This window comes from Pseudomonas guariconensis, assembly GCF_900102675.1.
GTDB classification, from domain to species: domain Bacteria; phylum Pseudomonadota; class Gammaproteobacteria; order Pseudomonadales; family Pseudomonadaceae; genus Aquipseudomonas; species Aquipseudomonas guariconensis.
The window spans coordinates 1-23,689 of the sequence record NZ_FMYX01000010.1; the positions used below are offsets into that span (position 1 = coordinate 1).

The following is a 23,689-nucleotide window of genomic DNA, read 5'->3' on the forward strand; positions in this document are numbered from 1 at the left end:
GATTTGGTTAAGCGCTTTGCTCAACCGAGGCCGCGCATTCTACGCTTTCCTCTAAGTCTGTCAAGCGTTTATTTTGAAGTTTTTTCCGAGAAACCCGTTCAACTTCAACCGCTTAACTCGCTGCGATCTCTCGTAGCGGGAGGCGAATCATACAGCGTTAAAACCTGCTGTCAACTGCCTTTTTCACCGCTGCCGATCAGAAGACCGAAGCCCTTCCGATATTACCTGAAGCGTTCAACTCGTTGATTATCAAGGAGTTTTGCGTTTCGACTACGTCGGAAGTGGGGCGCATTATAAGGAGATTCGAACCCCCGTCAACAGGTATTTAAAAAAACATCACCTTTATACTCTTGCGACCCACCTGCCCCATTGCGCACTATAGTGCGCACACCGCGTTACCCTCTCAAAAGGATTGCCTGCCCTAAATGAACATCCAGCCCCGCAGCCTGGCCGCCACACTCTTTCCTATCGGCTTGCTGATCATTGCCATGACATCGATTCAATCTGGCGCTTCTCTGGCCAAGACCATGTTCCCTGTCGTCGGGGCCCAAGGCACCACCGCGCTGCGCTTGGTGTTCGCCAGTATCATCATGTTACTGCTGCTTCGACCATGGCGAGTGCGCATGAGCACCGCAGCCCTGCGCAGCGTGGTTATCTACGGCTTGGCACTGGGCGGGATGAACCTTCTCTTTTATATGGCTGTGCGCACCGTCCCGCTGGGAATCGCTGTCGCTCTGGAATTCACCGGCCCCTTGGCCGTGGCACTCCTGGCCTCGCGACGGGTCATGGACTTTCTCTGGATCGGACTGGCAGTCATCGGCTTGCTGCTATTGATCCCGATCGGCCAATCCGATCATGCCATCGACCCAACAGGCGCTGCGTATGCCTTGGGCGCCGGGGTCTGCTGGGCGCTCTACATTCTTTATGGGCAACGCGCAGGGTCCGAACATGGCATCCAGACCGCCGCCCTTGGCGTGTTGGTCGCCGCACTATTCGTCGCCCCCATTGGCATCGCCCATGCCGGCAGCGCACTGCTGACCCCTGCCCTGCTTCCGGTGGCCCTCGGTGTCGCGATTCTCTCGACAGCACTTCCCTACAGCCTGGAAATGATTGCCTTGACCAAGATGCCCGCACGGACCTTCGGCACCTTGATGAGCATTGAGCCTGTCATTGCGGCGCTTTCTGGCCTGCTGTTTTTGGGTGAAGTGCTGACAATCGCCCAGTGGCTGGCGATTCTGGCCATCATCACTGCATCGGTAGGCGCAACGTTGTCCATGCGCCGGGAAGCACCGGCCGCCGTAGCGGCAGACTGACATGAGAAATCTTTTCATTTGACAGGGAATTTCCGATTGTCTCACCCTGCCTGCCTGACTAAGCTGTCATAAAAATTTGATCTTTACGCTATCTACTGTAAAAACAGGGATGTTGGAGAACCTTCAGGAAGAAAAGAGCGAAAACGACAGAGCCAGACGTGCTGGTCGGCTCTGCTTTTAAGGACAGGAATGAAACGTATTTTTCTCATCCTGGTCATCTTGGCCATTGCTGGATGCGCCGCCACCTCCAAGACGGAGGTGAAACGGGGAAAGAAGGGCTTGCACATCAACTGCTCAGGCTTGTCCTCTTCTTGGGACAAGTGCTACAGCAAAGCGGCCACCTCCTGTGGCAAACGTGGCTACAAAGTCATCGCCCGCTCCGGCGAAACCGATGAGGAGCCGGGCGACTACCTATTCGGCATCAACCCTGCCGGCTACACCAGCCGCAGCATGATCGTCCTGTGCAAATGACATGAAAAAAGGGCAGCCCATCGGCTGCCCTTTCTCGTTACTGCCCTTCCCCATCAAAGGGGCGCAGTGCGTGCCTCGAGCCAGGCCAAGGCTTCGTCCTTGAGCAATGGCGCCAGTCGTTCACGTACCGTCGCATGGTAGCTGTTGAGCCACTGCACATCGTCCTGCCCAAGCAACTCTGGGATCAAGCAACGGGTATCGATCGGGCACAAGGTCAAGGTTTCGAAACAGAGAAAGTCGCCAAACTCACTCTTGCCAGCGTCGCGGTTCACAACGAGGTTCTCGATCCGCACCCCCCAGGCTCCTGGCCGGTAGGTACCAGGCTCGATGGAGCTGATCATGCCCACTTGCATGGCCGTCTGTGGCAGAGTCGGCGCCTGATAGGCAATCACTTGTGGCCCCTCATGGACATTCATGAAATAGCCCACGCCATGCCCGGTGCCATGCCCATAGTCGACCTGGTCAGCCCAGATCGGCGCGCGGGCGATGGCATCGAGCAACGGCGACAGGATCCCGCGGGGGAAGCGTGCCCGCGACAATGCAATCATGCCCTTGAGCACACGGGTACAATCCTGCTTCTGCTCGAGGCTGGGAACGCCGATCGGCACCATCCGGGTGATGTCAGTGGTACCCCCTACATATTGGCCACCAGAATCGATCAACAGCAAACCATCGCCTTCGATCACCGCATGGGACTGCTCAGTCGCCCGGTAATGCGGCATGGCACCGTTGGCGTTGAACGCTGCGATGGTGGAAAAACTCAACGACACGAACCCCGGCCGGCGCCCACGCGCCGCGCTCAATCGTTCGTCGATAGTCAGCTCGGTGATGGTTTGCTTGCCTAAGTTGGCCTCAAACCAGGCGAAGAATTCGCACAACGCCGCGCCGTCCTGCTCCATTACCTGACGGATATGCACCAGATCTTCTTCGCCCTTGCGGGACTTGCTCAAGGTGGTCGGATTGATACCCTCGAGCAATTGCACATCGGCGCTCAGGTGATCCAGCAAGCCACAGGTGACACGGGCCGGATCCACCAGCAAGCGGGCATTTGGGGGTATCGCGGCCAAGGCCCGGCCGATTTCTGCATAGTCGCGCACCGAGATCCCATCGACCGCCAGCACATGGCGCAGGTGATCATCGACCTTGTCCAGGCCGACGAACAGCGTTGCCTGCTCCTGCCCGATCAACGCGAAGGAGACAAATACCGGGTTGTAGGAGACATCGCTGCCGCGCAGGTTGAACAACCAGGCAATGTCGTCGAGAGTGGCGATGAAGTGCCAATCGGCGCCGCGCTCAGTCAGGGTCTGCCGCAGTTCGGCAAGTTTTTCCGCACGACTGACGGTCGCATGAGGCGGTAGATGCTGGTAGACCGGATTGCCTGGCAGAGCCGGCCGCCCGTCCCAGACCCGCTCCAGCAAATCCAGATGGGTCAGCAAGCGCACTTCGCGGGCCTTCAGTCGCTCCTGCAACTGCCGGGCGGAGGCCAACGCCATCACTGCTCCATCGACGGCCACCGTTCCCTGGTACCGAACATGCTCACCAAGCCACTCCAGCGCCCCTGGTTGGCCAGGCAGCAACTTCATCAGCTCGATGCCACTGCCCGCCAGTTCATGCTGGGCCTGCTCCCAGTAGCGGCTATCGGCCCACAGCCCGGCGAAATCGGCCGTGACGACCAAAGTCCCTACTGAGCCATGAAAGCCAGACAACCACTGGCGGCCTTGCCAGTGCCCTGGCAGATACTCGGATAGATGGGGGTCAGCCGAGGGGACCAGCAAGGCATCCACGCCTTCGCCGGCCATTATCTCGCGCACACGCGCCAGGCGGGCCGGAACGCTTTGCTGAATCGGGGACTGAATGTTCATGCGCACTCCTGCGGATACACCATCGGCTATTCCAAGCCGTTGATAATGGAGCAGCCGGCCATGCCCTGCAATCGCCGCGCGGCATCGGCGAGCCACGGCCATTGATCATGTCGGCTGAACTTTGCCCGCCCAAGTGCCTTCAGACTCCATACATCCCAGCGGACAGACTTCGCCTATGCCCCAGTCCAGCGACCCGAAAACCGCCGTTGTCCTGCTCGACACACGTGAACACACCCCCGAGCACGAGCACGCGGTCCATCTCAAAATCGCCAATTACCTGGCTCGACTGCTGGGTATCGATCGTGTGGAAACCCGACTGCCCTCGACCAGCACCGGTGCCTTCTATTATCTGCCCACCGAAACCCTGGTTGATTCACAACGCTACCGCGCCATGGGCATCCTCGACGAAGACGACCTGTTCGGTGGTGTGGTGCCTTTCCCATTCGTGGCGACCAAGGCGATTTCCCACCCTTTGCCAGCCAATGCCAGCTTCCCGCCCGGCTGGAGCGACGCCTTCGCCCAGGACGCGTGCGATGCCCTCTTGCGGGGCTATACCGTTTTCAGCAAAGCCGACGCTCGGCAAGCTGCGCGCTTGCTGCTAAACGAGGGTCCGCTGCGGGTCAAGCCGGTACTGGCCTGCGCCGGGCGAGGACAAGCCGTGATCGAAGAGGCACAGGACCTCGAACCGATGCTTGCGCAAATGGACGACAAGGCGTTGGCGCTCGTTGGCCTCGTGCTCGAAGAGCATCTGGAACAAGTACAGACCTTCAGTGTCGGCCAGGTGCGGGTGGGACAATTGAGCTGCAGCTACTACGGCACCCAACGCCTGACTCACGATCACTCGGGCACCGAAATCTACGGTGGCTCGGACCTGATCGTGGTTCGAGGGGGCTATGAGGCCTTGCTGCAACTGCCACTGGAAGATCATCTGCGTCTGGCGATCACCCAGGCCATGACCTACGAACGCGCCGCCCAGCAGCACTTTCCAGGCTTCATCGCTTCGCGCCGCAACTACGATATCGCCCGCGGTCTGGACGCGCGCCAGCACCTGCGCAGCGGGGTGTTAGAGCAATCCTGGCGCCTGGGCGGTGCCAGCAGCGCCGAGGTCCTGGCCCTGCAGGCCTTCGCCGATGACCCAGCCCTGTTGCAGGTACGCGCTTCGAGCCATGAAGTCTTCGGTACCGCCAAATTGCCGGCCGACGCCACACTTTTCTACCAAGGAAACGACAGTGAACTTGGACAACTCAGCAAATATGCACGGATACGCCACCATGACCATTCAGAGTGAAACCGTAGAGTTGCAGGTCGAGGACGGCCGCATCGCCGGCACCGTGGTCAGCCCCGGCAGCAAGATGCCGGCCATTCTCTTCGTCCACGGCTGGGGCGGCAGCCAGCAACGCGACTTGGCACGGGCACGACAGATCACCGGCCTAGGCTGCGTGTGCATGACCTTCGACCTGCGCGGCCACGAGAAGACCGAAAGTCAGCGATTGACCGTCACCCGCCAACAGAACCTCGAAGACCTTCTGGCCGCCTATGACCGCCTGGCCAGCCACCCAGCAGTGGACCCGAGCGCCATCGCGCTGATTGGCAGCAGCTATGGCGGCTACCTGGCGACTTTGCTCACCACTCAGCGGCCAGTCAGATGGCTTGCCTTGCGGGTCCCGGCATTGTATTGGGACGAAGACTGGGGCACCCCCAAGCAAGCCTTGGACCGCCAGCGCCTGAACAACTATCGCCAGCGGATTCTGGGCCCAGCCGACAATCGCGCCCTGGCAGCTTGCGCCGAATTCACAGGCGATGTGCTGCTGGTGGAGTCCGAGCATGATGATTATGTGCCGCACAATACGTTGATGAGCTATCGCTCGGCGTTCGTTGCTGCCCATTCTCTGACCCATCGCATCGTCGATGGGGCGGATCATGCGCTGTCCAGCGAAGAGAGCCAGAAAGGCTACAGTTCGATCCTCGCGTCCTGGATCGCAGAAATGGTCATCGGCGCCCGTCTGGACCGTTACCCGCATTACGCCCCGTGGTATGCCTGAGGCTCACCGACCTGGCAATGCAGACCGCCATCCTCGCCTCGTACGAGGCTGCGCAACGTCTGGAAGGCGGCGAAGTTCACGCCCCGTGCTTGGTGCTGGCACAACAGGTCGAGAAACGGCTCCTCGACGAAGAAGCTGGCAGCCGCTGCCCATTCATGGCGTGATTGCCATTGCAGGTATTGGAGCACCCGACTGCCGTCATCGCTGGCTTGAATACTGACGCCAAGCAAACCGTCACAACGCACTGCCAGCTCTTCACTGCGCACTACCAAGGCATCAGCCAAGGCATGCTGGCAAGCTGCCGGCACTTCGTATTCAATCATCTGGGTAAACCATAAAGAATGGGGCTGAGCCGCCATGGACAGTCTCCTTGTTGCGGATGCTTGCTGCACGATGGCTAACAAGGCTAAAACCTCCAGTTAACTCAAGGTCAAGGGATTTTTTCCATGTCTGGCACCCATCAGATGATGCTGAGCGTCGGCCAGTTGGCGGCCCGAAGCGGCGTGGCGGTCACCGCATTGCACTTCTACGAAACCAAGGGGCTGATCCACAGTACGCGCAACGCCGGCAACCAGCGCCGCTATCCGCGCTCGATGCTGCGTAGAGTCGCCGTGATCAAGATGGCCCAGCGATTGGGTATCGCCCTTGCCGACATCGCCAAAGCCCTCGACAGCCTGCCCAACGATCACGTACCGACCGCCGAGGACTGGCGCCGGCTGTCGGCGCGATGGCGTGAGGACCTCAATCGCCGTATCGACGAACTGACCCTGTTGCGCGACCAGCTGGACGGCTGTATCGGTTGCGGCTGCCTGTCACTCAAAGAGTGCCCGCTGCGCAATCATCAGGACCGCCTGGCCGAGGAAGGGCCAGGGCCGCATCCGCAATGACAACCGCAGTCTGTCATGCCTGGACGAAGCGCCGGCGGTAATCGCTGGGTGTCGATCCGGTGATGCGCTGGAAGACCTTGCGAAACGCTCCCGGATCCTGATAGCCCACGCCCCAGGCGATCTGATCTACGCTGCGCCGCGTGAACTCCAGTAGCCGGCACGCCCTCACCACCCGTACCTGTTGGCAGTATTCGGTTGGCCGCATGCCGGTCGCCGCTCGAAAGCGACGCAAGAAAGTGCGCGGCTCAAGACCTGCGCACAACGCCATGGTCGTAAGGTCCACCTCCTGCGCGCCACTTCCCTGCAACCAGTGCTGGACTTTGAGCACTGCTTCGTCGCCATGGTCCAGCCGCGGGTTGAAGCGTGCGCCGGGTGAGGTCGTGGCAAGAGGCTCGACGGCCAAATAGCGTGCGGTCTCACGGGCCAGGGTCGCGCCGAGAAAGCGCTCCAGCAGGCGCAGTCCCAGGTCGGTCCAGGCCATCAGACCTGCCGAGGTCATGATGTCGCCATCATCGAGCAACGGCTGATTGGCCACCACCTCGATATTGGGAAAGCGCTCGGCCAGTGCCTGCGCGTAGTTCCAGTGAGTGCTGGCCTGACGGCCATCGAGCAAACCACTGGCGGCAATGAAGAACACTCCGATGCACACCGAGGCGAGCACCGCGCCCTGCCCATGCCATTGGCCGAGCGCGGCGCGATGATGCTCGAGCACCGTAGGCCCGGGGGCCGACGCCAGGCTTGGCGGAATCACCAACGCACGTACCTCATGCGAAGGTTGCGGCAAGCTGTCATGGATAGCCCGAACCTGCCCGTCGCCCTCGACCTGCCAATGGCTGACGCGCAACCTCGGCAGATCGCCCGCTCCAAGTTCCGCGGCCACCCGGTTGGCTACCGCGAACAGATCCGTCAGGCCCATCACCGCCGCACCCTGGGCGCCGGGATAGATCAACACGCCGATTTCCAGGATGTTGGGGCTGTCAGTTTTTGCCGTCATTGTGTCGATCGCGCCAATCCCAGAGGTGGTCGTCCAAGCCTATAACTATCCACATCCAACCACTACTGCCATAGGAGGCAGCATGAGCAAGCAGGCCCTGATCATCATCGACATCCAGAACGACTACTTCCCCGGCGGCAAGTGGACCCTCGACGGCGCCGATGCAGCCGCCGACAACGCCGCCCACCTGCTCGATGCCGCTCGCGAGCGGGGCGACTTGGTGGTGCATGTACGCCATGAGTTCGACAGCGCCGACGCGCCGTTCTTCGCTCCGGCCTCCAAGGGCGCGCAGATCCATCCCAAGGTCGCACCAGCGCCGGGAGAACCGGTGGTGCTCAAGCATCAGGTCAACGCCTTCCGCGATACCGATCTCAAGTCCCTGCTGGACGAGCATCAGGTCAAGGCCGTGACCATCGTCGGCAGCATGAGCCATATGTGTATCGATGCCGCGACGCGCGCCGCCGCCGATCATGGCTACCAAGTCACAGTGGCCCATGATGCCTGCGCCACGCTACCTCTGGAGTTTGCCGGCGAGCTAGTTCCTGCCGCCCAGGTCCACGCCGCTTCCATGGCTGCCTTGGCGTTCGCCTATGCCCGCGTCGCGAGCACCGAGCAACTGCTCGGCGAATACGGTGCCTGAAAGGTCATATCACCACATTGCGCACGAACCGCGTGGGCTCGCTGCCGTCGTTGCGATAGGCGTACCGGCAATTGCTGGGAAACACGTGGAACTCGCCGACCTGCAAGCGAAGCTCGCGCGATTCGATCAGTAGTGTCAAGCAACCTGCGACCACGTAGATCTGCTCGCTCCACCCCTCGGCGTCAGCGTCGCTGACATAGCACTCCCCTGGCGCCAGGGTCCACTCCCACAATTCGACTTCACGCATGGCGGGGCTGCTGCCCAACAGCACGGCCTTGCTTAGTGGATGCTCGCCTGCCCAGGCCAGCTCGTTGATTCGGCTCGGATCGCGTTGTCCAGGCGCCTGGATAAGCGTGCTGAAGACCACTCCGAGCGCTTCGGCGATCAGGTCGAGCGTCGTCAGGCTGACGTTCTTTTCACCCGCCTCGATGGCGACCAGCATGCGCCGGCTGACCCCGGATCGTTCAGCCAGGGCCGTCTGGCTCAACCCCGCGGCATGGCGCAGTTGGCGGATGTTCTGACTGACATGTTGCAGCACCGAAGCACGGTGCGAGGCATCTTTGTGCACTATATTGCTCACAGATTAGGATTGCGCAGTATACTGCCCACTTTGCGGCGGATTGTGCGCCGCCCTCTTTGAGCGCGCAAGACCATGACTCCATCCTCCAGCCCGTCGAAAACCACCATATCCCTGCGTTTGAGCAAGGCAGAACTGGTACTGGTATTCATCACCATGCTCTGGGGTGGCACTTTCCTGTTGGTGCATAACGTCATGACTGTCAGCGGCCCGATGTTTTTCGTCGGCCTGCGTTTTGCCGCCGCAGCGCTGTTCGTGGGCCTGGTGTCGGCGCGCTCACTACCGGGGCTGACCCTGACCGAGCTCAAGGCCGGCATGCTCATCGGCGTATCGATCATGCTGGGGTATGGCTTGCAGACCATGGGCCTGCAGACCATCAGCAGCAGCCAGTCGGCGTTCATCACAGCCCTTTATGTCCCCTTCGTGCCGCTGTTGCAGTGGCTGGTGCTCGGGCGTCGCCCGGGGCTGATGCCAAGCCTCGGGATTTGCCTGGCCTTCATCGGCTTGGTGCTGGTGGCAGGCCCTGATAGCGGAACCTTGAACCTCAGCGAAGGTGAGCTGCTGACCTTGGTCAGCGCCGTGGCCATCGCAGCCGAGATCATCCTGATCAGCCGGTATGCCGGCCAAGTCGATGTGCGTCGTGTCACGGTGGTTCAACTGCTAACCGCCTCGGCCCTGGCCTTTCTCATGATCGTTCCGACCCAGGAGCGCATCCCGGACTTCTCCTGGCTGCTTCTATGTAGCGCCATCGGCCTGGGCGCCATGAGCGCGGTGATCCAGGTAGCGATGAACTGGGCGCAGAAATCCGTATCCCCCACCCGCGCCACCCTCATCTACGCCGGCGAACCGGTGTGGGCCGGCATCGTCGGGCGCATCGCCGGGGAGCGACTGCCAGGCCTGGCATTGCTTGGGGGCTTGCTGATCGTGATCGCCGTGGTGGTCAGCGAATTGAAGATCCGCCGCACCGACGAGGGGCCGGCCACGCAAGAAAGCCGCGACGCTCACGAACGCGAACCAGGCCTGTGAAGTCCCGCTCAGCAGCTATGCTTTGAAAAAAACTGTTATAAAAAAACAGCTTTTCACACCCCATATGTAGGAATGTTCAACCGCTTGCGTGTTGGTGATCAACTCCTCGGCACGTATGATCCTTGGCAAACTCCTCCAGATTAGAACGCTATGTCATTGATAGTGCTATTGCTTCTGCCGTTCGTGGGCAGTTGCCTGGCAGCCGTGCTGCCGCACAACGCACGCAACGCAGAGTCCATTCTCGCCGGGCTCGTCGCCCTGGCGGGCACCATCCAGGTAGCATTGCTGTACCCGCAGATCGCCCATGGCGGCGTCATCCGCGAGGAGTTCCTCTGGTTGCCCAGCCTCGGGCTGAACCTGGTCCTGCGCATGGACGGCTTCGCCTGGCTGTTCTCCCTGCTGGTGCTCGGCATCGGTACGCTGGTGTCGCTGTATGCGCGCTACTACATGTCGCCCCAGGACCCTGTGCCCCGCTTCTTTGCCTTTTTCTTGGCGTTCATGGGCGCCATGCTCGGCCTGGTGATTTCCGGCAATCTCATTCAGCTGGTGTTCTTCTGGGAGTTGACCAGCCTGTTCTCCTTCCTGCTGATCGGCTACTGGCACCACCGCAGTGATGCTCGCCGGGGCGCCTACATGGCGCTCATGGTCACAGGTGCCGGCGGTTTGTGCATGTTGGTCGGGGTGCTGCTGCTCGGCCATGTGGTCGGCAGCTACGACCTGGACAAGGTCTTGGCTGCCGGCGACCTGATTCGCCAACATGCGCTGTATCCCATCCTGCTTCCCTTGATCCTGATCGGTGCGCTGAGCAAGAGCGCCCAATTCCCCTTCCAGTTCTGGCTGCCCCATGCGATGGCAGCGCCAACCCCCGTCTCTGCGTACCTGCACTCGGCCACTATGGTCAAGGCGGGAGTGTTCCTGCTGGCCCGGCTGTGGCCGGTGCTTTCGGGCAGCGAGGAATGGTTCTGGATCGTCGGCGGTGCAGGTGCCATGACCCTGCTGCTCGGCGCCTTCTGCGCCATGTTCCAGAACGACCTCAAGGGCCTGCTGGCGTATTCCACCATCAGCCACCTGGGCTTGATTACCCTGCTGCTGGGCCTGAACAGCCCGCTGGCCGCCGTGGCCGCGGTGTTCCACATCCTCAACCATGCCACCTTCAAGGCCTCGCTGTTCATGGCCGCCGGCATCATCGACCATGAAAGCGGTACGCGTGACATTCGTCGCCTGAACGGGCTGTTCCGCCTGATTCCGTTCACCGCCACCTTGGCCATGGTGGCCAGCGCCTCGATGGCCGGCGTTCCGCTGATGAACGGTTTCCTGTCGAAGGAGATGTTCTTCGCCGAGACCGTGTTCATCAGCTCCACCGCCTGGGTCGAGGCCACATTGCCGGTGATTGCCACCCTGGCGGGCACTTTCAGCGTGGCATACGCGCTGCGCTTTACCGTCGACGTTTTCTTCGGCCCCACCGCCCAGGATCTGCCGCATACCCCCCACGAGCCGCCGCGCTGGATGCGCGCACCGGTCGAACTGCTGGTGCTGACGTGCCTGGTGGTGGGCATTTTCCCCGCTCAGTCGGTCGGCCCGTTGCTGGCCGCAGCCGCGTTGCCGGTGGTCGGCGGGACCTTGCCTGAATACAGCCTGGCCATCTGGCACGGCTGGAACGCCCCGCTGATCATGAGCCTGATCGCCATGTGCGGCGGTGTGGTGCTCTACCTGCTGTTGCGCGAGCAACTGCGTCGAGGCCGCTTCCCACACCCACCGCTGATCGAACGCTTCAACGGCAAGCGCCTGTTCGAGCGTGGCCTGGTGCGCCTGATGCTGCTGGCCCGCCGCCTTGAAGGGCTGCTGACCACCCGCCGCTTGCAGAAGCAACTGTTCATGCTGGCATTGGCGGCCTTCCTCGCCGGGCTCCTGCCGATGCTAGACAGCGGCCTGAGCTGGGGTGATCGACCGAAAATCCCCGGGTCGGGCGTGTTCGTCGCGCTCTGGCTGATCGCGATCGCCTGTGCCATCGGCGCCGCTTGGCAGGCCAAGTACCACCGCCTGGCGGCACTGATCATGGTCAGTGTCTGCGGCCTGATGACCTGCATCACCTTCGTCTGGTTCTCCGCGCCTGACTTGGCGCTGACCCAACTGGTGGTCGAAGTGGTGACCACCGTGCTCATCCTGCTCGGCCTACGCTGGCTGCCACGACGTATCGAAGGCGTCTCGGCGCTAGGTGCTACTCAGGAGCGTGCGCGCCTTCGCCGCCTGCGCGATCTGCTGCTGGCCGTATTGGTCGGCGGTGGCATGGCCTTGCTGTCCTACGCCATGCTGACCCGTCCTACGCCCAACGACATTTCTTCGTTCTACCTCAGCCGAGCCCTGCCTCAAGGCGGCGGTACCAACGTGGTCAACGTGATGCTGGTGGATTTTCGCGGCTTCGATACCCTCGGCGAAATTACCGTCCTGGTGGCCGTGGCCCTTACCGTATTTGCCCTGCTGCGGCGCTTCCGCCCACCGAAGGAAAGCATGCAGTTGCCGGCCCAGCAGCGCTCGCTGGCGCCAGATGTGGTCACTGATTTGATCAACCCGCGCCATGCCACCGACACCGCCCTGGGTTTCATGATGGTGCCGGCCGCGCTGGTTCGCCTGCTGTTGCCGATCGCATTGGTGGTGTCGATGTACCTGTTCATGCGCGGCCACAACCAGCCAGGCGGAGGATTCGTCGCTGGCCTGGTGATGTCGGTGGCGTTCATCCTCCAGTACATGGTCGCCGGTACCCAGTGGGTCGAGGCCCAGATGAGCCTGCGACCGCTGCGCTGGATGGGCACGGGCCTGCTGTGCGCCACCCTGACCGGCGCCGGAGCCATGCTCCTGGGCTATCCGTTCCTGACCACCCACACCGCCCATCTGCACTTGCCTGTGCTGGGTGACGTGCACGTGGCCAGCGCGTTGTTCTTCGACATCGGTGTCTACACCGTCGTGGTCGGCTCCACGCTGTTGATCCTCACTGCCCTGGCGCACCAGTCGGTACGCGCCTATCGACCGGGCACGCCCACTAAATCCAGCCAAGCAGGAGCCGCCTGATGGAAGAAGTCATTGCCGTGGCCATTGGCGTGCTGGCCGCCTCCGGGGTCTGGCTGATCCTGCGCCCACGTACCTACCAGGTCATCATGGGCCTGTGCCTGCTGTCCTATGGTGTCAATCTGTTCATCTTCAGCATGGGTAGCCTGTTCATCGGCAAGGAGCCGATCATCAAGGAAGGCGTGACACAGGATCTGCTGCATTACACCGATCCTCTGCCTCAGGCGCTTGTGCTCACCGCGATTGTTATCAGCTTTGCCATGACCGCACTGTTCCTGGTGGTGCTGCTGGCTTCGCGCGGCCTGACCGGCACCGATCACGTCGACGGCCGGGAGCGTGAAGAATGAGCCTGATGAACCAACTGATCATCGCCCCCATCCTGCTGCCGCTGGTCACAGCCGCCTTGATGCTGTTGCTGGGCGAAAAGCGTCGTCCGCTCAAGGGGCGCCTGAACCTGTTGTCCACGCTGATTGGCCTGGGCATCGCCATCACCTTGCTCACTTGGGTACGCGGCCAGGGTCAGGCCGAATCGATCGGCGTCTACCTGCCCGGCAACTGGCCCGCACCGTTCGGCATCGTCTTGGTGGTGGATCACCTGTCCGCGCTGCTGTTGACGCTCACCGGCATCATCGGCGTCAGCGCCCTGCTCTTCGCCAGGGCCCGCTGGGATGGCGCGGGCGCCAGCTTCCACGCCCTGTTCCAGATCCAACTCATGGGCTTGTATGGCGCCTTCCTGACAGCGGACCTGTTCAACCTGTTCGTATTCTTCGAGGTGCTGCTGGCCGCCTCCTACGGCTTGCTGTTGCATGGTTCGGGACGGGCTCGGGTCAAAGCTGGCCTGCATTACATCGCCATTAACCTGTTCGCTTCCTCGCTGTTCCTGGTGGGCGCAGCGATGCTCTATGGCGTGACCGGTACCCTTAACATGGCCGACCTGGCGCTGAAGATCCCGCTGGTGCCGGAGGCTGATCGCGGCTTGCTGCACGCTGGCGCGGCAATCCTGGCCATGGCCTTCCTGGTCAAGGCCGGTATCTGGCCGCTGAATTTCTGGCTGGTGCCGGCCTATGCCTCGGCCAGTGCACCGGTCGCGGCACTGTTCGCCATCATGACCAAGGTTGGCCTGTATGCGGTGCTGCGCCTGTGGACCCTGCTGTTCTCCAGCCAGGCCGGCGCTTCGGCGCACTTCGGCGGCCAATGGCTGGTCTATGGCGGCCTGGCCACTTTGGCGGTGGCGGCACTGTCCATCCTCGCCGCCCAGCGCCTGGAGCGCCTGGCCGGCCTGAGCATCCTGGTCTCCGCCGGCACCCTCCTGGGGGCCATCGGTTTCGGCCAGCCGATCCTCACCGGCAGTGCATTGTTCTACCTGGTGAGCTCGACCCTGGCCCTGTGCGCACTGTTCCTGCTCGCCGAGCTGGTGGAGCGCTCGCGCTCGGCCAACGAGGCGCCGCTGGATGAAGAGGACGATGCGATTCCTTCGCCACTGGAGTCGCTGCACCCACCCAAAGGCATTAATCTGGACGACGAACAAAAGGCGGTGATCGGCCAGATCATTCCTTGGACCATGGCATTCCTGGGGCTGAGCTTCATCGCCTGCGCCTTGCTGATCATCGGCATGCCACCGCTGTCGGGCTTCATTGGCAAACTGAGCCTGATCAGCGCGTTGTTCAATCCCCAAGGTTTGGGTGTGCCGGCCGATCAGCCGCTGTCCGCCTCCGCCTGGTGCCTGGTGGCGCTGTTGATCCTGTCGGGCATGGCCTCGCTGATCGCCTTTGGCCGTGTGGGTATCCAGCGTTTCTGGAAGCCAGAGGAGCGTCCTTCTCCCCTGCTGCGCCGCTATGAATGCCTGCCCATCGTCATCCTGCTAGGTCTGTGCATCCTGCTCAGCGTCCAGGCCGAACCCTTGCTGCGCTACACCCAGGACACGGCCGCCAGCCTGCAAACGCCCGATACTTATATCCAGGCGGTGATGGCGACGCGTCCGGTCCCTGGCCCGACCACCGCCGACATACAGGTGCAGCCATGAGCCGATTGATTCCCGCCCCACTGCTGTCACTGTCGCTGTTTGCCCTGTGGCTGCTGCTCAACCTGTCAGTCAGCCCCGGCAACCTGTTGCTCGGCGCTGCCCTGGGTATCCTTGCGCCCCTGCTGATGGCCCCGCTGCGTCCCCAGCACGCCCATGTCCGGCGGCCGTGGGCGGTGGTGCGGTTGATCTGTCGTGTCGGCCTGGATGTCATCCATTCCAACCTGCTGGTGGCCCGTGGTGTGCTGTGCGCCGGCCATCGCCCGCCGCGCTCGGCATTCGTCCATATTCCCCTGGCGCTGCGCGATGCCCATGGTCTGGCGGCGTTGTCGATGATCACGACGGTGGTACCAGGCACGGTCTGGTCGGAGCTGGCGCTGGACCGCAGCGTCTTGCTGCTGCATGTGTTCGATCTGGAGGACGAAGCGGCTTTCATCGAGCACTTCAAGCACACTTACGAGCGCCCGCTGATGGAGATTTTCGAATGACCGGCCTGCTTGCCAACGCCGTCCTCGCCAGCCTGTTCATCTTTGCCATCGCCATGGCATTGGCACTGGTCAGGCTGTTCCGTGGTCCCTCCGCTCAAGACCGGGTCCTGGCCCTGGACTACCTCTATATCCTAGGCATGCTGATGATGTTGGTCCTGGGTATCCGCTATGCCAGCGACACTTATTTCGAAGGCGCCTTGCTGATCGCGCTGTTCGGCTTCGTCGGGTCCTTCGCCTTGGCTAAATTCCTTCTGCGTGGCGAGGTGATCGAATGAACGAAGCCTTCGATATACCGCTCTGGCTGGAGCTGGTCACCGCCTTACTGCTCTTGGCGGGCAGTCTGTTCGCCCTGATCGGCGCTGTGGGAATGCTGCGATTGAAAGATTATTTCCAGCGCATGCACCCACCGGCCCTGGCCTCGACCTTGGGCGCCTGGTGCGTGTGCCTGGCCTCGATCCTGTATTTCTCCTGGCTCAAGCAAGGCCCGGTATTGCACGCCTGGCTGATACCGGTGCTGCTGTCGATCACCGTACCTGTGACCACGCTGTTGCTGGCCAGGGCGGCGCTGTTCCGCAAGCGCACAGCGGGAGAGGCTGTACCAGAAGAAGTCAGCAGTGGGCGGGACGGCGGAAACTGACGCCCGCATCAAAACCTCGGGGGTGGCCTCACCCCTGCGACAGGCGTTGCAGCTCCCGGCGCACCATGGCGGCGAATTCAGGCGGGCTGAGTTGGTACAGCTGGCCTGCAACCCAGGCCAGCCAGGCATTGCCCAGTGCCTCGCGCTGCGCCAGCAGCCGCTCAGCCTGCTCGACGGCCTGCGCCTGATATTCTCGATGAAATTGCGCCCTGCCGGTGGGTGCTTTGTCGCTCATTCGCTGGCCTTGAACGTGGTCAGCTCGCCCTTTCGCCATTTGGCGACCTTGCCGGTCACGGCCTTGAGCAACTTGCCGAGGCCTTCCTGCACTTGTTGCTGCGCCGCGAACACCAGCATCACGCCATGGCCTTCACGAAAGACGATACCTTCACCTTCCGGCACCGAAACGAAGGCATAGTCACCAACGCCATAGACGTTCAGCTTGATTTCCCGAAAGCGCAGCTCCAGCTTACCGCCCTCGCGGCTGGGCAATACTGCCGCGCGGAAGTGGTCGCCCACTTTCAATTCAAGGTGCTGCTTGTTGTCGACCACCAGAGCGTCATCGGTATCGATTTCGGCCATGTAAAGGCCATCGGGGCTCTGCTCGGTGACATAAACGAAACGCCCGTGAAACAGCTTGGCCAACTTGGCCCGCAAATCGCCCAGGGCGAACAACGCGTGGGTATCCAGTGTACTGACTGCCAATGAAGAATTCCTCGAACCGGTTACAGGCGCCCCAACCGAAGCCGGGGCGCAGACATATCAAGTCGATGTCATGAAAGACTAATGAAGCGATGCACGAAACGTCTGTGCAGGCATGCGATGCGGCAGGCAGGAATCGTTACTCTAGCTTGCCAGCCAAGACCCCAAGACGGCTTTTCGGCAGTTTCTTCAATAGGAAACGTAATGTTCTGACAACAAATTTGCAGGAAAAGATGCAATAGATAATGTCAGGCCCTTTGCAGTACAGGCCCGGTATCCATCAGCGCATTACAGGGGAAAGAATATGCACGAAAACACCGAAATCCGTCGAGAGTCCAAGCGCATTTCTTGCCTTAGCAGAAGCGACCCCCGGTTTATCGTCATTCCCGCCGGCATCGATTTCTTTCATATTGCCGAACGCACCACCGGCCGCATCAAGGGTTTTCGGCGTCGCCATCAGGACGCCTGCGACCTGGCACGCCGGCTTGAACAATAACGCCTGGCCACTGCTCAGGCGGCTTTGCCCTTTTCCAACTGTGCCAACCATGCCGCCTGGCATTCGACTGCCTCTTTGCGACTGCCAAAGGCCGTACCGCGGCGCTCGCCGTTGACCAACACCACCCAGCAGACACGCCGGCCCATGGCCTGCAGTGTCGCAGGTACACCTGAACCAATCATGACAGCGACATCGACTCGGCTATTCATCATCCCCTCCGGAACTTAATTAGCAACCTAACGATATCGCCATCATACGCCCGCCCGGCAAGCGGAAAAAGCGCGCGCCAGCACAGCTGTATTGCATCTACGGCAACAAATGCGCCCAGCAGACGAAAACGCAAAAGGCCCCATGAATCGCTTCATGGGGCCTCTGCTGGACATGACGATCAGATCTGGCGCTGGTGGCGGTCGAGCTGTTCGTGACGTTCCTGGGCTTCGATGCAGTATTTGGTGGTTGGGCTGATCAGCAGACGCTGCAGGCCGATAGGCTCACCGCTGTCGTCGCACCAGCCGAAGCTTTCGTCAGCGATGCGGCCCAGAGCCATTTCCAGCTGCGGCAGCAGGCGCTGGTCACGCTCGATAGCGTTGACCAGCCAGTGGCGCTCTTCTTCCACCGAGGCCACGTCGGCCGGATCCGAAGGCGTGTCCAGGCTTTCGATGGTGGCGCGGCTCAGCTCGATGCGCTCGTGGGTTTCGACTTTCATCGCTTGCAGCAGGCCAGTGAAGAAAGCCAACTGTTCGGCATTCATGTAGTCATCGGCCGACATAGCCAGCAACTGTTCCTTGGTCATCGATTTCTCTATGAAAATATAGGCATTTTGGGCGATTCGGGTGTCGCCAACGACAGTTCGTGGGCAACGAAATTCTTAAAGCGCCAACCGGCTCTGTTTTACAGGGGGCGGCAGTCTAAGGCGGCGGGCCGTGTGGGGCAACACCATTGATCCGTGAATTTACCCGAAATGCCCCTTGTTGCGACCAGCACCACGGCATCAGCTCGTCGGTTTTACGCTGCAAAAGGCAAAGCCAGGCGAGGCGCATGCACAACGTGGTAGCGGGCTACCGACCTCGGCGTCACGAAGGCGGCTTTGCTAATGGACCGTTCATATTCGGAGCTGTCCATGAGCAACCCTTCCCAACGCCCCGCAAGCCCAAGCCTGGAATGCCAGGTGGCGATCCGCTTCAGCACTCGCCCGAGCCTGTTCGACATCGCTGACCAGGTGCTTGCCGAACAATGGCTGACACGCCGCCTGCCGTCCAGTGCGGACCCTCGTGAGCTGTTTCTGGTCAGTCTCGGCCCGGCGTCGGCGCCACCTTTTATCCGCCCGTTGAGCCATGTGCTCGTCGAGCGTTATTGCCTGCGCCGTACGCTGAATCTGACGCCTCACGAAGATTACGTCACCTCCGTACCAGAACATGCGCCCCAGAAGGCATTGTCACTGGATCTTGACCCTCTGGCACTCATGATCAATGAATGCGGCCCGTTCATGCTGGAAGCCTATCAGCAAGCCCTGATCAGCTTCTGGAGCGACACCGATGACAAGGGACAGACGCCCTGGCAGTGGTACAGCGATTACCTGCAGCAACAGTTCACCCAGGCCGTTCTGGACAGCAAACGTGACACGACACTGCCTGAGCAGGCCCTGACGACGGCGCAATGGGTGCAGGCGCATCCTGACCCACGCACACACGCCAGCCTGGAGCCCTTCCAGATTCAGGTCAACAATCTGCGCATGGACTTCATGAACAACTGGCAGCTGGATCCGGAGCTCTCCAGTGCGCTATTGATCGAACACGGTGGCGCCCCAGCCGAGAAGAACACGACATTGCTCTTCACCCCTACCGGGAAATTGACGTCCTTCCCTTCACGCCAAGCGCTGCTGGCCCACACCGCCAGGCCCTGGCCATCGTTGCCCGGTGTATCCGGGCCAGACGTACACCTGATTGTTCCGACCTTGCCCTATTTTCAAAGCCAGGCACTCGGGGTGCTGTGCCAGCAGTTACATGGATCGCATCTGACAGCCTGGCCAGAAGACGATCTGGTCCGCGCGACCGATCTGTCGACCGCCCTGGACCGCCTGACATCGATGTTCGGCCTGTGCAGCCCGGCCGAGGCCACCCTGCACGAGCGCCTGGCAGGCCATTTGCCCGTCTGGCTGAAGGAAGCTTCCCCGAAAAAACTGTTGCGCTACAGCACGCTGCTGACCCAGATCGCCCAAGGCTATCATGACGCCCAGTACACCTCCTGGCTCGATGGCGTGCCCGATGCCCAGACATTCGCCACGCAGCAACTTCTGGCGCGCATTCAGAAGGATCACCCCGAGGCCAACCTGGACCTCTCGACGCTCAGAGTCGTCAATGCCCAAACCACCGTAGCCGCACTGCCGGTCCAGGAAACCATCGCCACGGACAATGCGCCACACACCGAAACCTTCACCCTGCCTCAACTGGCAATCAGCAACCTGGGGCTGTTACGCCCAGGCAAGGTCACGGTCCAGGCACTCGACGGCAAGCCGGTGCCGGACTGGTTCGATGAATCCTACTTGCGCAACCTCGTCACCAAGGTGGATGTCGCACAGCACTACCCGGCCATGCTGCTTTCCACGCTGCTCGATGATCCGATGCAACGGTCTCGTCGGGAATCGTTGCTCAGACGGCAGTTGCACACACAACTCCCCGCCCTTGCCTTGGAACTGAACCTGCGAGGCAAACCAATAGGCTTCGACGTCATCAAGGATATCGGAGACGTATTTGGCGAGGCCCCGCAACGCAGTACTGCCTGGCAAATGCGCCCACTCGGATTGCTTAGAAGCCTGGATGCCAGCCCCGACCATCCGCTCAACACCTGGCTGATCGAAGCACAAACCGCCACCTCACAGCCCTGTCTGCTCTACCGCCCGCTGCACAGCGAGCCCTTGTTAGCTTTCGAGGACAGACAGGCGCTGCTTGACGCAATTGCTGCCCCCGGTCCACTACAAGATGACCTGCTCGAGCGTTTGCCCGAACAGGCCCGCAAGGTCTATGCCCATGGGGGCTTTCTCGAACCGCACCTGTTCCATCCCCTGGAAGATGACTGGGCCGTCCCGTTCGGCGCCCCCGCCCCGGTCACCCTGGCGCAGGAGCCAGCACTGACCGACCCGGCCCACGCCATCTACCACGGGTGCATCGATGAAACCATCAGCCAATTCCAAGCCCATGCCCAGACCAGCGCCCAAGCCCGTTGGGAGCGCTGGAAATCCCTGGGCTGGCTGCTGCTCAATACTGCACTGCCCTTCGCAGCCGAACCGTTGGCCGCACCGATCTGGACCATCCAGCTGGAAACCGCCTTCCTCGAACTGGTGGGCGAGCACCAATACCAGAGCGCGGGCGAACGCATCGCCTCCCTCGTGGAGTTTCTCGTCAATCTGGCGCTGCTTCTACTCAACCATGCTTTCAAGCGTATCGAGGTGGTGCGTGAAGCCGCTTCGCGCGGTTCTCAAGCCGACTCTGCCACAGCCTTGCTACCGGCCCTGCCGACCTTGACAGTGTCGCCACGTGAGCAAGTCCTCGACTTTTCCTGGGCGAACCCCAAACGCACGCTCGACCCGCTACAGCGAAAGACTCTAGAAGGACTCTGCGCGGATATCCCCTTGGCCCGGTTGGGCAAGCCCATCCCCAGCGGCCCCTTGAAGGAGCTGTTTCTCTATAAAGACAGAAGCTGGGTTGCGATCGACGACAAGGTCTACCAGGTCGAGTTCGACGCCAATCAGCAATGCCCGCGCATCGTCAACAGCAAAGACGAACTCATCAAAGGCCCTTGGCTGCGACGCGATGAAGCCGGTCGCTGGCAACTGGATCTGGGCCTGCGCCTGCGCGCTGGCATGCCCCTGCACCGCCGGGTCGAACAGTTGCGCAACGCCAACCAACAAGAGTTGGCAGCGCTGCAGGCTCAGATCCAGCAGGACGTGACCTACCAGAAAAGCCAACGAGAATACCTCGACAAGGTGGCACGGCTCGCCCACCGCCACGCACCCGACAGCATCCTGCGCAACTATCTGGCAAAGCTCGAGGACTTCACCACGTTCTGGCAAGAACACTTGAAACGCATCCATCAATTCAACGGCCTCAAGCCGCTGCACGAATACAAGATCAAACGCGCCTACGCCCTGTACCAGCAATTGCACTATGCAAAGAAAGTCGATGAAACCCTGACTTGGTTGCACGCGCCCATCCGGGAGCAAATCGATGAAATGATCAAGCGTCATCACGGGGGCTACGAGCTTACCGAGGCTGACAAACGTAGCCTGGGCCAACGCATCGAGACCTTGCTGCCACTGCTGAACAAGTTGCTGGACAACAGCCAGCACCTGGTCGATAGCATGGAGCAACTTCAGCGCCTTGCCAGCCGTTCGCAACCGAAGATCATCGAGTATCGCGACGCGGCCGCGATCGATTGGGAGTTGGTCAAGTCGCCACTGGCGTGGCGCTGGTCGCGCATCGAGGCTTGCGTCAACCGCTTGTCGCTGCTCGAAGCACTCGACGACGACAGTGAGTATTGGCTGCAGCGCTGTGGCGAAAGCCTTGATCTGGCGTTCGCCCAGCGCCAACAACTGCTTACCCTCGGGCAACCTAATGACGATGTGATCAGTCGGTTGGCCGTCAGCATCGACCGCCACTTCAAGACGGCTCGTCGTCAGCTGGGCAACCTCAAGACACACTTGGACCAGGACACAGCCCGACAGACCCTTGCCCGCCTCCAGGAAGACATCGACAGCGCTGCCCAGGAGCTGCAACCCACGCTCGACGAGCACGCGGCAACGCTCCCCCGCACCACCGTCAACCAGCTGCGCAAACAAGTGCCAGGCCTGATCGAAACCCAGGAAGGCGATGTGCTACTGGCAATGTCCGTCCAGATGACGACACTGTCGTCGATATCCCCATTGCCTCGCACAATGCCGGTGCTCGCAGCTACAAACTGGAGAACGATCGGTGGGTGCAGTTGGCGACGAAAACACCTACCAAACCCACAGCCGTGCGCAAGCTCAAACACGTGCTCAAGGACAGCCAAGCGCGCCTACAGAGCGCACGCAAAGAACTGCAACGCCTGGAAGGCGGCACCTTCAGCCAGTACCTGCCCATTGAGATCGAAGAGCTGCTGCACCACCAGCGCGATCGCCTGCGTACCTTGCGCGAAGCGATCGAACAGCACCTGACGGCCGACAACCAGACAGACGAAGTCAGTGGCAACCGCGATGCCGCGGGGACGATCAAGGAACTGGAAGACCTGGACGCCCTGCTCACCCGCAAAGCGATCGAGCTGCGCACCAACGCGGCGCTGGAGCAAAAACCGCGCATGGCCGAGCTGCGTTTTCTGATTGACCAAGGAGTAGTGACCGTCCGCAGGGAGAACCCGCGCAAGCTGCTCGCCCGGGTCAAGGGCAGACCCGCGGACTACCTGGACGACTACGGGATCTACAAGGGCGAATCATTGCTGTGGGTCGCGCACTTTCACTACCGTACGCTCGAGGCCGACCAGCGTGCCTTCGTCGCTGGTCACCTCAAGCCGGCAGCGCAGCGATACGCCCAAGGCGCGCAGGTCAATCGGCCGGACACGGGCCAGACCGAAGACGTCTACCGCAGCCCAATTTCCCTGGCCGACGCACAGCAGTACTTCTTCAACATCTGAAACGACCGGGGCGCCCTCAGGCGCCCCGACTGTTCTCAACGATCCTTGAATTGCGCCTCGCGCTTGGCGATGAAGGCGGCCATGCCTTCTTTCTGGTCCTCGGTGGCGAACGCTGCATGGAACACCCGGCGCTCGAAGCGCACCCCTTCGCTGAGGGTGACTTCGAAGGCGCGGTTGACGCTTTCCTTGACCATCATGCTCACCGGGATGGATTTGCTGGCGATGGTCGCGGCGACCTTCAGGGCCTCCTCGAGCAATTCAGCCTGCGGCACCACGCGGGCCACCAGGCCAGCGCGCTCGGCCTCTTCGGCGCCCATCAGGCGACCGGTCAGGCACAGTTCCATGGCCTTGGCCTTGCCCACCGCACGGGTCAGGCGCTGGGTACCGCCCATGCCAGGCAGCACGCCGAGGTTGATCTCAGGCTGGCCGAACTTGGCGTTGTCGGCGGCCAGGATGAAGTCGCACATCATCGCCAGCTCACAACCACCGCCCAAGGCAAAGCCGGACACAGCCGCGATGATCGGCTTGCGGCGGTTGGCGATACGGTCGGCGTCGCTGAACAGGTCTTCGACGTAGATCTGCGGATACTTGAGCTCGGCCATTTCCTTGATGTCAGCACCCGCGGCGAAGGCCTTGGCCGAGCCGGTGAGCACCACGCAGCCAATGTTCGGGTCACGCTCGAGCTGGTCCAAAGCCTGGTTGATCTCGCCGACGATCTGCGCGTTCAGGGCATTGAGCGCCTGGGGCCGGTTGAGGGTGATCAGGCCGACCTTGCCATGGATGTCCAACAGGATGGTTTCGAATGCCATG

Annotated in this window: 24 protein-coding genes; 14 read left to right on the forward strand and 10 right to left on the reverse strand. The window is 61.4% G+C overall.

The window, feature by feature from the left end:
- Positions 1-425 precede the first annotated feature (425 nt).
- Together rhtA and BLS27_RS16650 are read left to right on the forward strand one after the other, a co-directional pair.
- Positions 426-1,313: a threonine/homoserine exporter RhtA gene (gene rhtA / locus BLS27_RS16645; protein ID WP_090345816.1), complete on the forward strand. Its 888-nt coding sequence runs from the start codon at positions 426-428 to the stop codon at positions 1,311-1,313.
- A gap of 189 nt (positions 1,314-1,502) precedes the next feature.
- Entirely contained in the window at positions 1,503-1,784 is a 282-nt protein-coding gene (locus BLS27_RS16650) for a hypothetical protein (RefSeq protein ID WP_043213898.1), read from the forward strand.
- Between the two features lie 53 nt (positions 1,785-1,837).
- Here BLS27_RS16650 and BLS27_RS16655 read toward each other — a convergent pair whose 3' ends face one another.
- The gene (locus BLS27_RS16655) at positions 1,838-3,646 is read right to left on the reverse strand and encodes an aminopeptidase P family protein (RefSeq protein WP_043213896.1); all 1,809 of its coding nucleotides are present in this window, start codon (positions 3,644-3,646) and stop codon (positions 1,838-1,840) included.
- A 175-nt stretch (positions 3,647-3,821) separates the two neighbouring features.
- Here BLS27_RS16655 and BLS27_RS16660 point away from each other — a divergent pair, with 175 nt between their 5' ends.
- Together BLS27_RS16660 and BLS27_RS16665 are read left to right on the forward strand one after the other, a co-directional pair.
- Positions 3,822-4,934 carry a DUF3182 family protein gene (locus tag BLS27_RS16660; RefSeq protein WP_043213895.1) on the forward strand — a complete coding sequence of 371 codons (1,113 nt, stop codon included), beginning with the start codon at positions 3,822-3,824 and terminating at the stop codon, positions 4,932-4,934.
- Entirely contained in the window at positions 4,918-5,688 is a 771-nt protein-coding gene (locus BLS27_RS16665) for an alpha/beta hydrolase family protein (protein WP_043213893.1), read from the forward strand. Before BLS27_RS16660 ends, BLS27_RS16665 begins: the two co-directional genes overlap by 17 nt.
- On the opposite strand, the gene BLS27_RS16670 is transcribed toward BLS27_RS16665, so the two are convergent.
- The gene (locus tag BLS27_RS16670; protein ID WP_043213891.1) at positions 5,667-6,047 is read right to left on the reverse strand and encodes a hypothetical protein; all 381 of its coding nucleotides are present in this window, start codon (positions 6,045-6,047) and stop codon (positions 5,667-5,669) included. The two genes, BLS27_RS16665 and BLS27_RS16670, sit on opposite strands and share 22 nt — an antisense overlap.
- An 87-nt stretch (positions 6,048-6,134) precedes the next feature.
- Here BLS27_RS16670 and soxR point away from each other — a divergent pair, with 87 nt between their 5' ends.
- A complete protein-coding gene (gene soxR, locus BLS27_RS16675; protein WP_043213889.1) occupies positions 6,135-6,575 on the forward strand; it encodes a redox-sensitive transcriptional activator SoxR in 441 nt (146 codons plus the stop codon).
- Positions 6,576-6,588: 13 nt separating this feature from the next.
- On the opposite strand, the gene BLS27_RS16680 is transcribed toward soxR, so the two are convergent.
- The gene (locus BLS27_RS16680; protein WP_043213888.1) at positions 6,589-7,569 is read right to left on the reverse strand and encodes a GlxA family transcriptional regulator; all 981 of its coding nucleotides are present in this window, start codon (positions 7,567-7,569) and stop codon (positions 6,589-6,591) included.
- An 82-nt stretch (positions 7,570-7,651) separates the two neighbouring features.
- Between BLS27_RS16680 and BLS27_RS16685 the strand changes: the two genes are divergently transcribed.
- Positions 7,652-8,209, forward strand: coding sequence for a cysteine hydrolase family protein (locus tag BLS27_RS16685; RefSeq protein ID WP_043213887.1), 558 nt, complete (start codon positions 7,652-7,654; stop codon positions 8,207-8,209).
- A gap of 4 nt (positions 8,210-8,213) precedes the next feature.
- On the opposite strand, the gene BLS27_RS16690 is transcribed toward BLS27_RS16685, so the two are convergent.
- Positions 8,214-8,777, reverse strand: a complete 564-nt coding sequence (locus BLS27_RS16690; protein ID WP_043213886.1) for a helix-turn-helix domain-containing protein — start codon at positions 8,775-8,777, stop codon at positions 8,214-8,216.
- A gap of 84 nt (positions 8,778-8,861) precedes the next feature.
- Between BLS27_RS16690 and BLS27_RS16695 the strand changes: the two genes are divergently transcribed.
- The 7 genes from BLS27_RS16695 to BLS27_RS16725 all read left to right on the forward strand — a co-directional run bounded on the left by BLS27_RS16695 (position 8,862) and on the right by BLS27_RS16725 (position 16,020).
- On the forward strand, positions 8,862-9,812 hold the full coding sequence (locus BLS27_RS16695; protein WP_090345819.1) for a DMT family transporter: 951 nt from the start codon (positions 8,862-8,864) through the stop codon (positions 9,810-9,812).
- Between the two features lie 150 nt (positions 9,813-9,962).
- On the forward strand, positions 9,963-12,878 hold the full coding sequence (locus BLS27_RS16700) for a monovalent cation/H+ antiporter subunit A (RefSeq protein ID WP_090345821.1): 2,916 nt from the start codon (positions 9,963-9,965) through the stop codon (positions 12,876-12,878).
- The gene (locus BLS27_RS16705; protein ID WP_043213881.1) at positions 12,878-13,222 is read left to right on the forward strand and encodes a Na+/H+ antiporter subunit C; all 345 of its coding nucleotides are present in this window, start codon (positions 12,878-12,880) and stop codon (positions 13,220-13,222) included. The genes BLS27_RS16700 and BLS27_RS16705 overlap by 1 nt, the downstream gene beginning before the upstream one ends.
- Positions 13,219-14,898, forward strand: a complete 1,680-nt coding sequence (locus tag BLS27_RS16710; protein ID WP_043213880.1) for a monovalent cation/H+ antiporter subunit D — start codon at positions 13,219-13,221, stop codon at positions 14,896-14,898. The genes BLS27_RS16705 and BLS27_RS16710 overlap by 4 nt, the downstream gene beginning before the upstream one ends.
- Complete coding sequence (locus tag BLS27_RS16715) at positions 14,895-15,383, forward strand: Na+/H+ antiporter subunit E (RefSeq protein WP_070574068.1); 489 nt, start codon at positions 14,895-14,897, stop codon at positions 15,381-15,383. Before BLS27_RS16710 ends, BLS27_RS16715 begins: the two co-directional genes overlap by 4 nt.
- On the forward strand, positions 15,380-15,658 hold the full coding sequence (locus BLS27_RS16720) for a K+/H+ antiporter subunit F (RefSeq protein ID WP_043213878.1): 279 nt from the start codon (positions 15,380-15,382) through the stop codon (positions 15,656-15,658). The genes BLS27_RS16715 and BLS27_RS16720 overlap by 4 nt, the downstream gene beginning before the upstream one ends.
- Positions 15,655-16,020 carry a Na+/H+ antiporter subunit G gene (locus tag BLS27_RS16725; RefSeq protein WP_043213876.1) on the forward strand — a complete coding sequence of 122 codons (366 nt, stop codon included), beginning with the start codon at positions 15,655-15,657 and terminating at the stop codon, positions 16,018-16,020. The genes BLS27_RS16720 and BLS27_RS16725 overlap by 4 nt, the downstream gene beginning before the upstream one ends.
- A gap of 28 nt (positions 16,021-16,048) precedes the next feature.
- Here the strand turns inward: BLS27_RS16725 and BLS27_RS16730 are convergent, their stop codons facing one another.
- The 5 genes from BLS27_RS16730 to BLS27_RS16750 all read right to left on the reverse strand — a co-directional run bounded on the left by BLS27_RS16730 (position 16,049) and on the right by BLS27_RS16750 (position 18,008).
- Positions 16,049-16,255 (reverse strand): hypothetical protein, encoded by a 207-nt coding sequence (locus BLS27_RS16730; RefSeq protein ID WP_043213874.1) that lies wholly within the window; start codon positions 16,253-16,255, stop codon positions 16,049-16,051.
- Positions 16,252-16,722 carry a hypothetical protein gene (locus tag BLS27_RS16735; protein ID WP_043213872.1) on the reverse strand — a complete coding sequence of 157 codons (471 nt, stop codon included), beginning with the start codon at positions 16,720-16,722 and terminating at the stop codon, positions 16,252-16,254. Before BLS27_RS16735 ends, BLS27_RS16730 begins: the two co-directional genes overlap by 4 nt.
- A gap of 277 nt (positions 16,723-16,999) precedes the next feature.
- A complete protein-coding gene (locus tag BLS27_RS23855; RefSeq protein ID WP_167358110.1) occupies positions 17,000-17,278 on the reverse strand; it encodes a hypothetical protein in 279 nt (92 codons plus the stop codon).
- Complete coding sequence (locus tag BLS27_RS24000) at positions 17,230-17,424, reverse strand: hypothetical protein (protein ID WP_043213867.1); 195 nt, start codon at positions 17,422-17,424, stop codon at positions 17,230-17,232. Before BLS27_RS24000 ends, BLS27_RS23855 begins: the two co-directional genes overlap by 49 nt.
- Positions 17,425-17,603: 179 nt before the next feature.
- Positions 17,604-18,008: a TraR/DksA family transcriptional regulator gene (locus BLS27_RS16750; RefSeq protein ID WP_043213866.1), complete on the reverse strand. Its 405-nt coding sequence runs from the start codon at positions 18,006-18,008 to the stop codon at positions 17,604-17,606.
- A gap of 327 nt (positions 18,009-18,335) precedes the next feature.
- Between BLS27_RS16750 and BLS27_RS16755 the strand changes: the two genes are divergently transcribed.
- Entirely contained in the window at positions 18,336-22,406 is a 4,071-nt protein-coding gene (locus BLS27_RS16755; protein WP_139205756.1) for a DUF6543 domain-containing protein, read from the forward strand.
- Positions 22,407-22,914: 508 nt separating this feature from the next.
- On the opposite strand, the gene BLS27_RS16765 is transcribed toward BLS27_RS16755, so the two are convergent.
- On the reverse strand, positions 22,915-23,688 hold the full coding sequence (locus BLS27_RS16765; RefSeq protein WP_043213863.1) for an enoyl-CoA hydratase: 774 nt from the start codon (positions 23,686-23,688) through the stop codon (positions 22,915-22,917).
- Position 23,689: the final 1 nt, after the last annotated feature.

What these genes read in the sequence shown, in the direction of transcription:
- rhtA (WP_090345816.1), top strand. Translation starts at nt 426, where the DNA reads ATGAACATCCAGCCCCGCAGCCTGGCCGCCACACTCTTTCCTATCGGC.
- BLS27_RS16650 (WP_043213898.1), top strand. Translation starts at nt 1,503, where the DNA reads ATGAAACGTATTTTTCTCATCCTGGTCATCTTGGCCATTGCTGGATGC.
- BLS27_RS16655 (WP_043213896.1), bottom strand. Translation starts at nt 3,646, where the DNA reads ATGAACATTCAGTCCCCGATTCAGCAAAGCGTTCCGGCCCGCCTGGCG.
- BLS27_RS16660 (WP_043213895.1), top strand. Translation starts at nt 3,822, where the DNA reads ATGCCCCAGTCCAGCGACCCGAAAACCGCCGTTGTCCTGCTCGACACA.
- BLS27_RS16665 (WP_043213893.1), top strand. Translation starts at nt 4,918, where the DNA reads ATGACCATTCAGAGTGAAACCGTAGAGTTGCAGGTCGAGGACGGCCGC.
- BLS27_RS16670 (WP_043213891.1), bottom strand. Translation starts at nt 6,047, where the DNA reads ATGGCGGCTCAGCCCCATTCTTTATGGTTTACCCAGATGATTGAATAC.
- soxR (WP_043213889.1), top strand. Translation starts at nt 6,135, where the DNA reads ATGTCTGGCACCCATCAGATGATGCTGAGCGTCGGCCAGTTGGCGGCC.
- BLS27_RS16680 (WP_043213888.1), bottom strand. Translation starts at nt 7,569, where the DNA reads ATGACGGCAAAAACTGACAGCCCCAACATCCTGGAAATCGGCGTGTTG.
- BLS27_RS16685 (WP_043213887.1), top strand. Translation starts at nt 7,652, where the DNA reads ATGAGCAAGCAGGCCCTGATCATCATCGACATCCAGAACGACTACTTC.
- BLS27_RS16695 (WP_090345819.1), top strand. Translation starts at nt 8,862, where the DNA reads ATGACTCCATCCTCCAGCCCGTCGAAAACCACCATATCCCTGCGTTTG.
- BLS27_RS16700 (WP_090345821.1), top strand. Translation starts at nt 9,963, where the DNA reads ATGTCATTGATAGTGCTATTGCTTCTGCCGTTCGTGGGCAGTTGCCTG.
- BLS27_RS16705 (WP_043213881.1), top strand. Translation starts at nt 12,878, where the DNA reads ATGGAAGAAGTCATTGCCGTGGCCATTGGCGTGCTGGCCGCCTCCGGG.
- BLS27_RS16710 (WP_043213880.1), top strand. Translation starts at nt 13,219, where the DNA reads ATGAGCCTGATGAACCAACTGATCATCGCCCCCATCCTGCTGCCGCTG.
- BLS27_RS16715 (WP_070574068.1), top strand. Translation starts at nt 14,895, where the DNA reads ATGAGCCGATTGATTCCCGCCCCACTGCTGTCACTGTCGCTGTTTGCC.
- BLS27_RS16720 (WP_043213878.1), top strand. Translation starts at nt 15,380, where the DNA reads ATGACCGGCCTGCTTGCCAACGCCGTCCTCGCCAGCCTGTTCATCTTT.
- BLS27_RS16725 (WP_043213876.1), top strand. Translation starts at nt 15,655, where the DNA reads ATGAACGAAGCCTTCGATATACCGCTCTGGCTGGAGCTGGTCACCGCC.
- BLS27_RS16730 (WP_043213874.1), bottom strand. Translation starts at nt 16,255, where the DNA reads ATGAGCGACAAAGCACCCACCGGCAGGGCGCAATTTCATCGAGAATAT.
- BLS27_RS23855 (WP_167358110.1), bottom strand. Translation starts at nt 17,278, where the DNA reads ATGCCAGGCGGCATGGTTGGCACAGTTGGAAAAGGGCAAAGCCGCCTG.
- BLS27_RS24000 (WP_043213867.1), bottom strand. Translation starts at nt 17,424, where the DNA reads ATGAATAGCCGAGTCGATGTCGCTGTCATGATTGGTTCAGGTGTACCT.
- BLS27_RS16750 (WP_043213866.1), bottom strand. Translation starts at nt 18,008, where the DNA reads ATGACCAAGGAACAGTTGCTGGCTATGTCGGCCGATGACTACATGAAT.
- BLS27_RS16755 (WP_139205756.1), top strand. Translation starts at nt 18,336, where the DNA reads ATGAGCAACCCTTCCCAACGCCCCGCAAGCCCAAGCCTGGAATGCCAG.
- BLS27_RS16765 (WP_043213863.1), bottom strand. Translation starts at nt 23,688, where the DNA reads ATGGCATTCGAAACCATCCTGTTGGACATCCATGGCAAGGTCGGCCTG.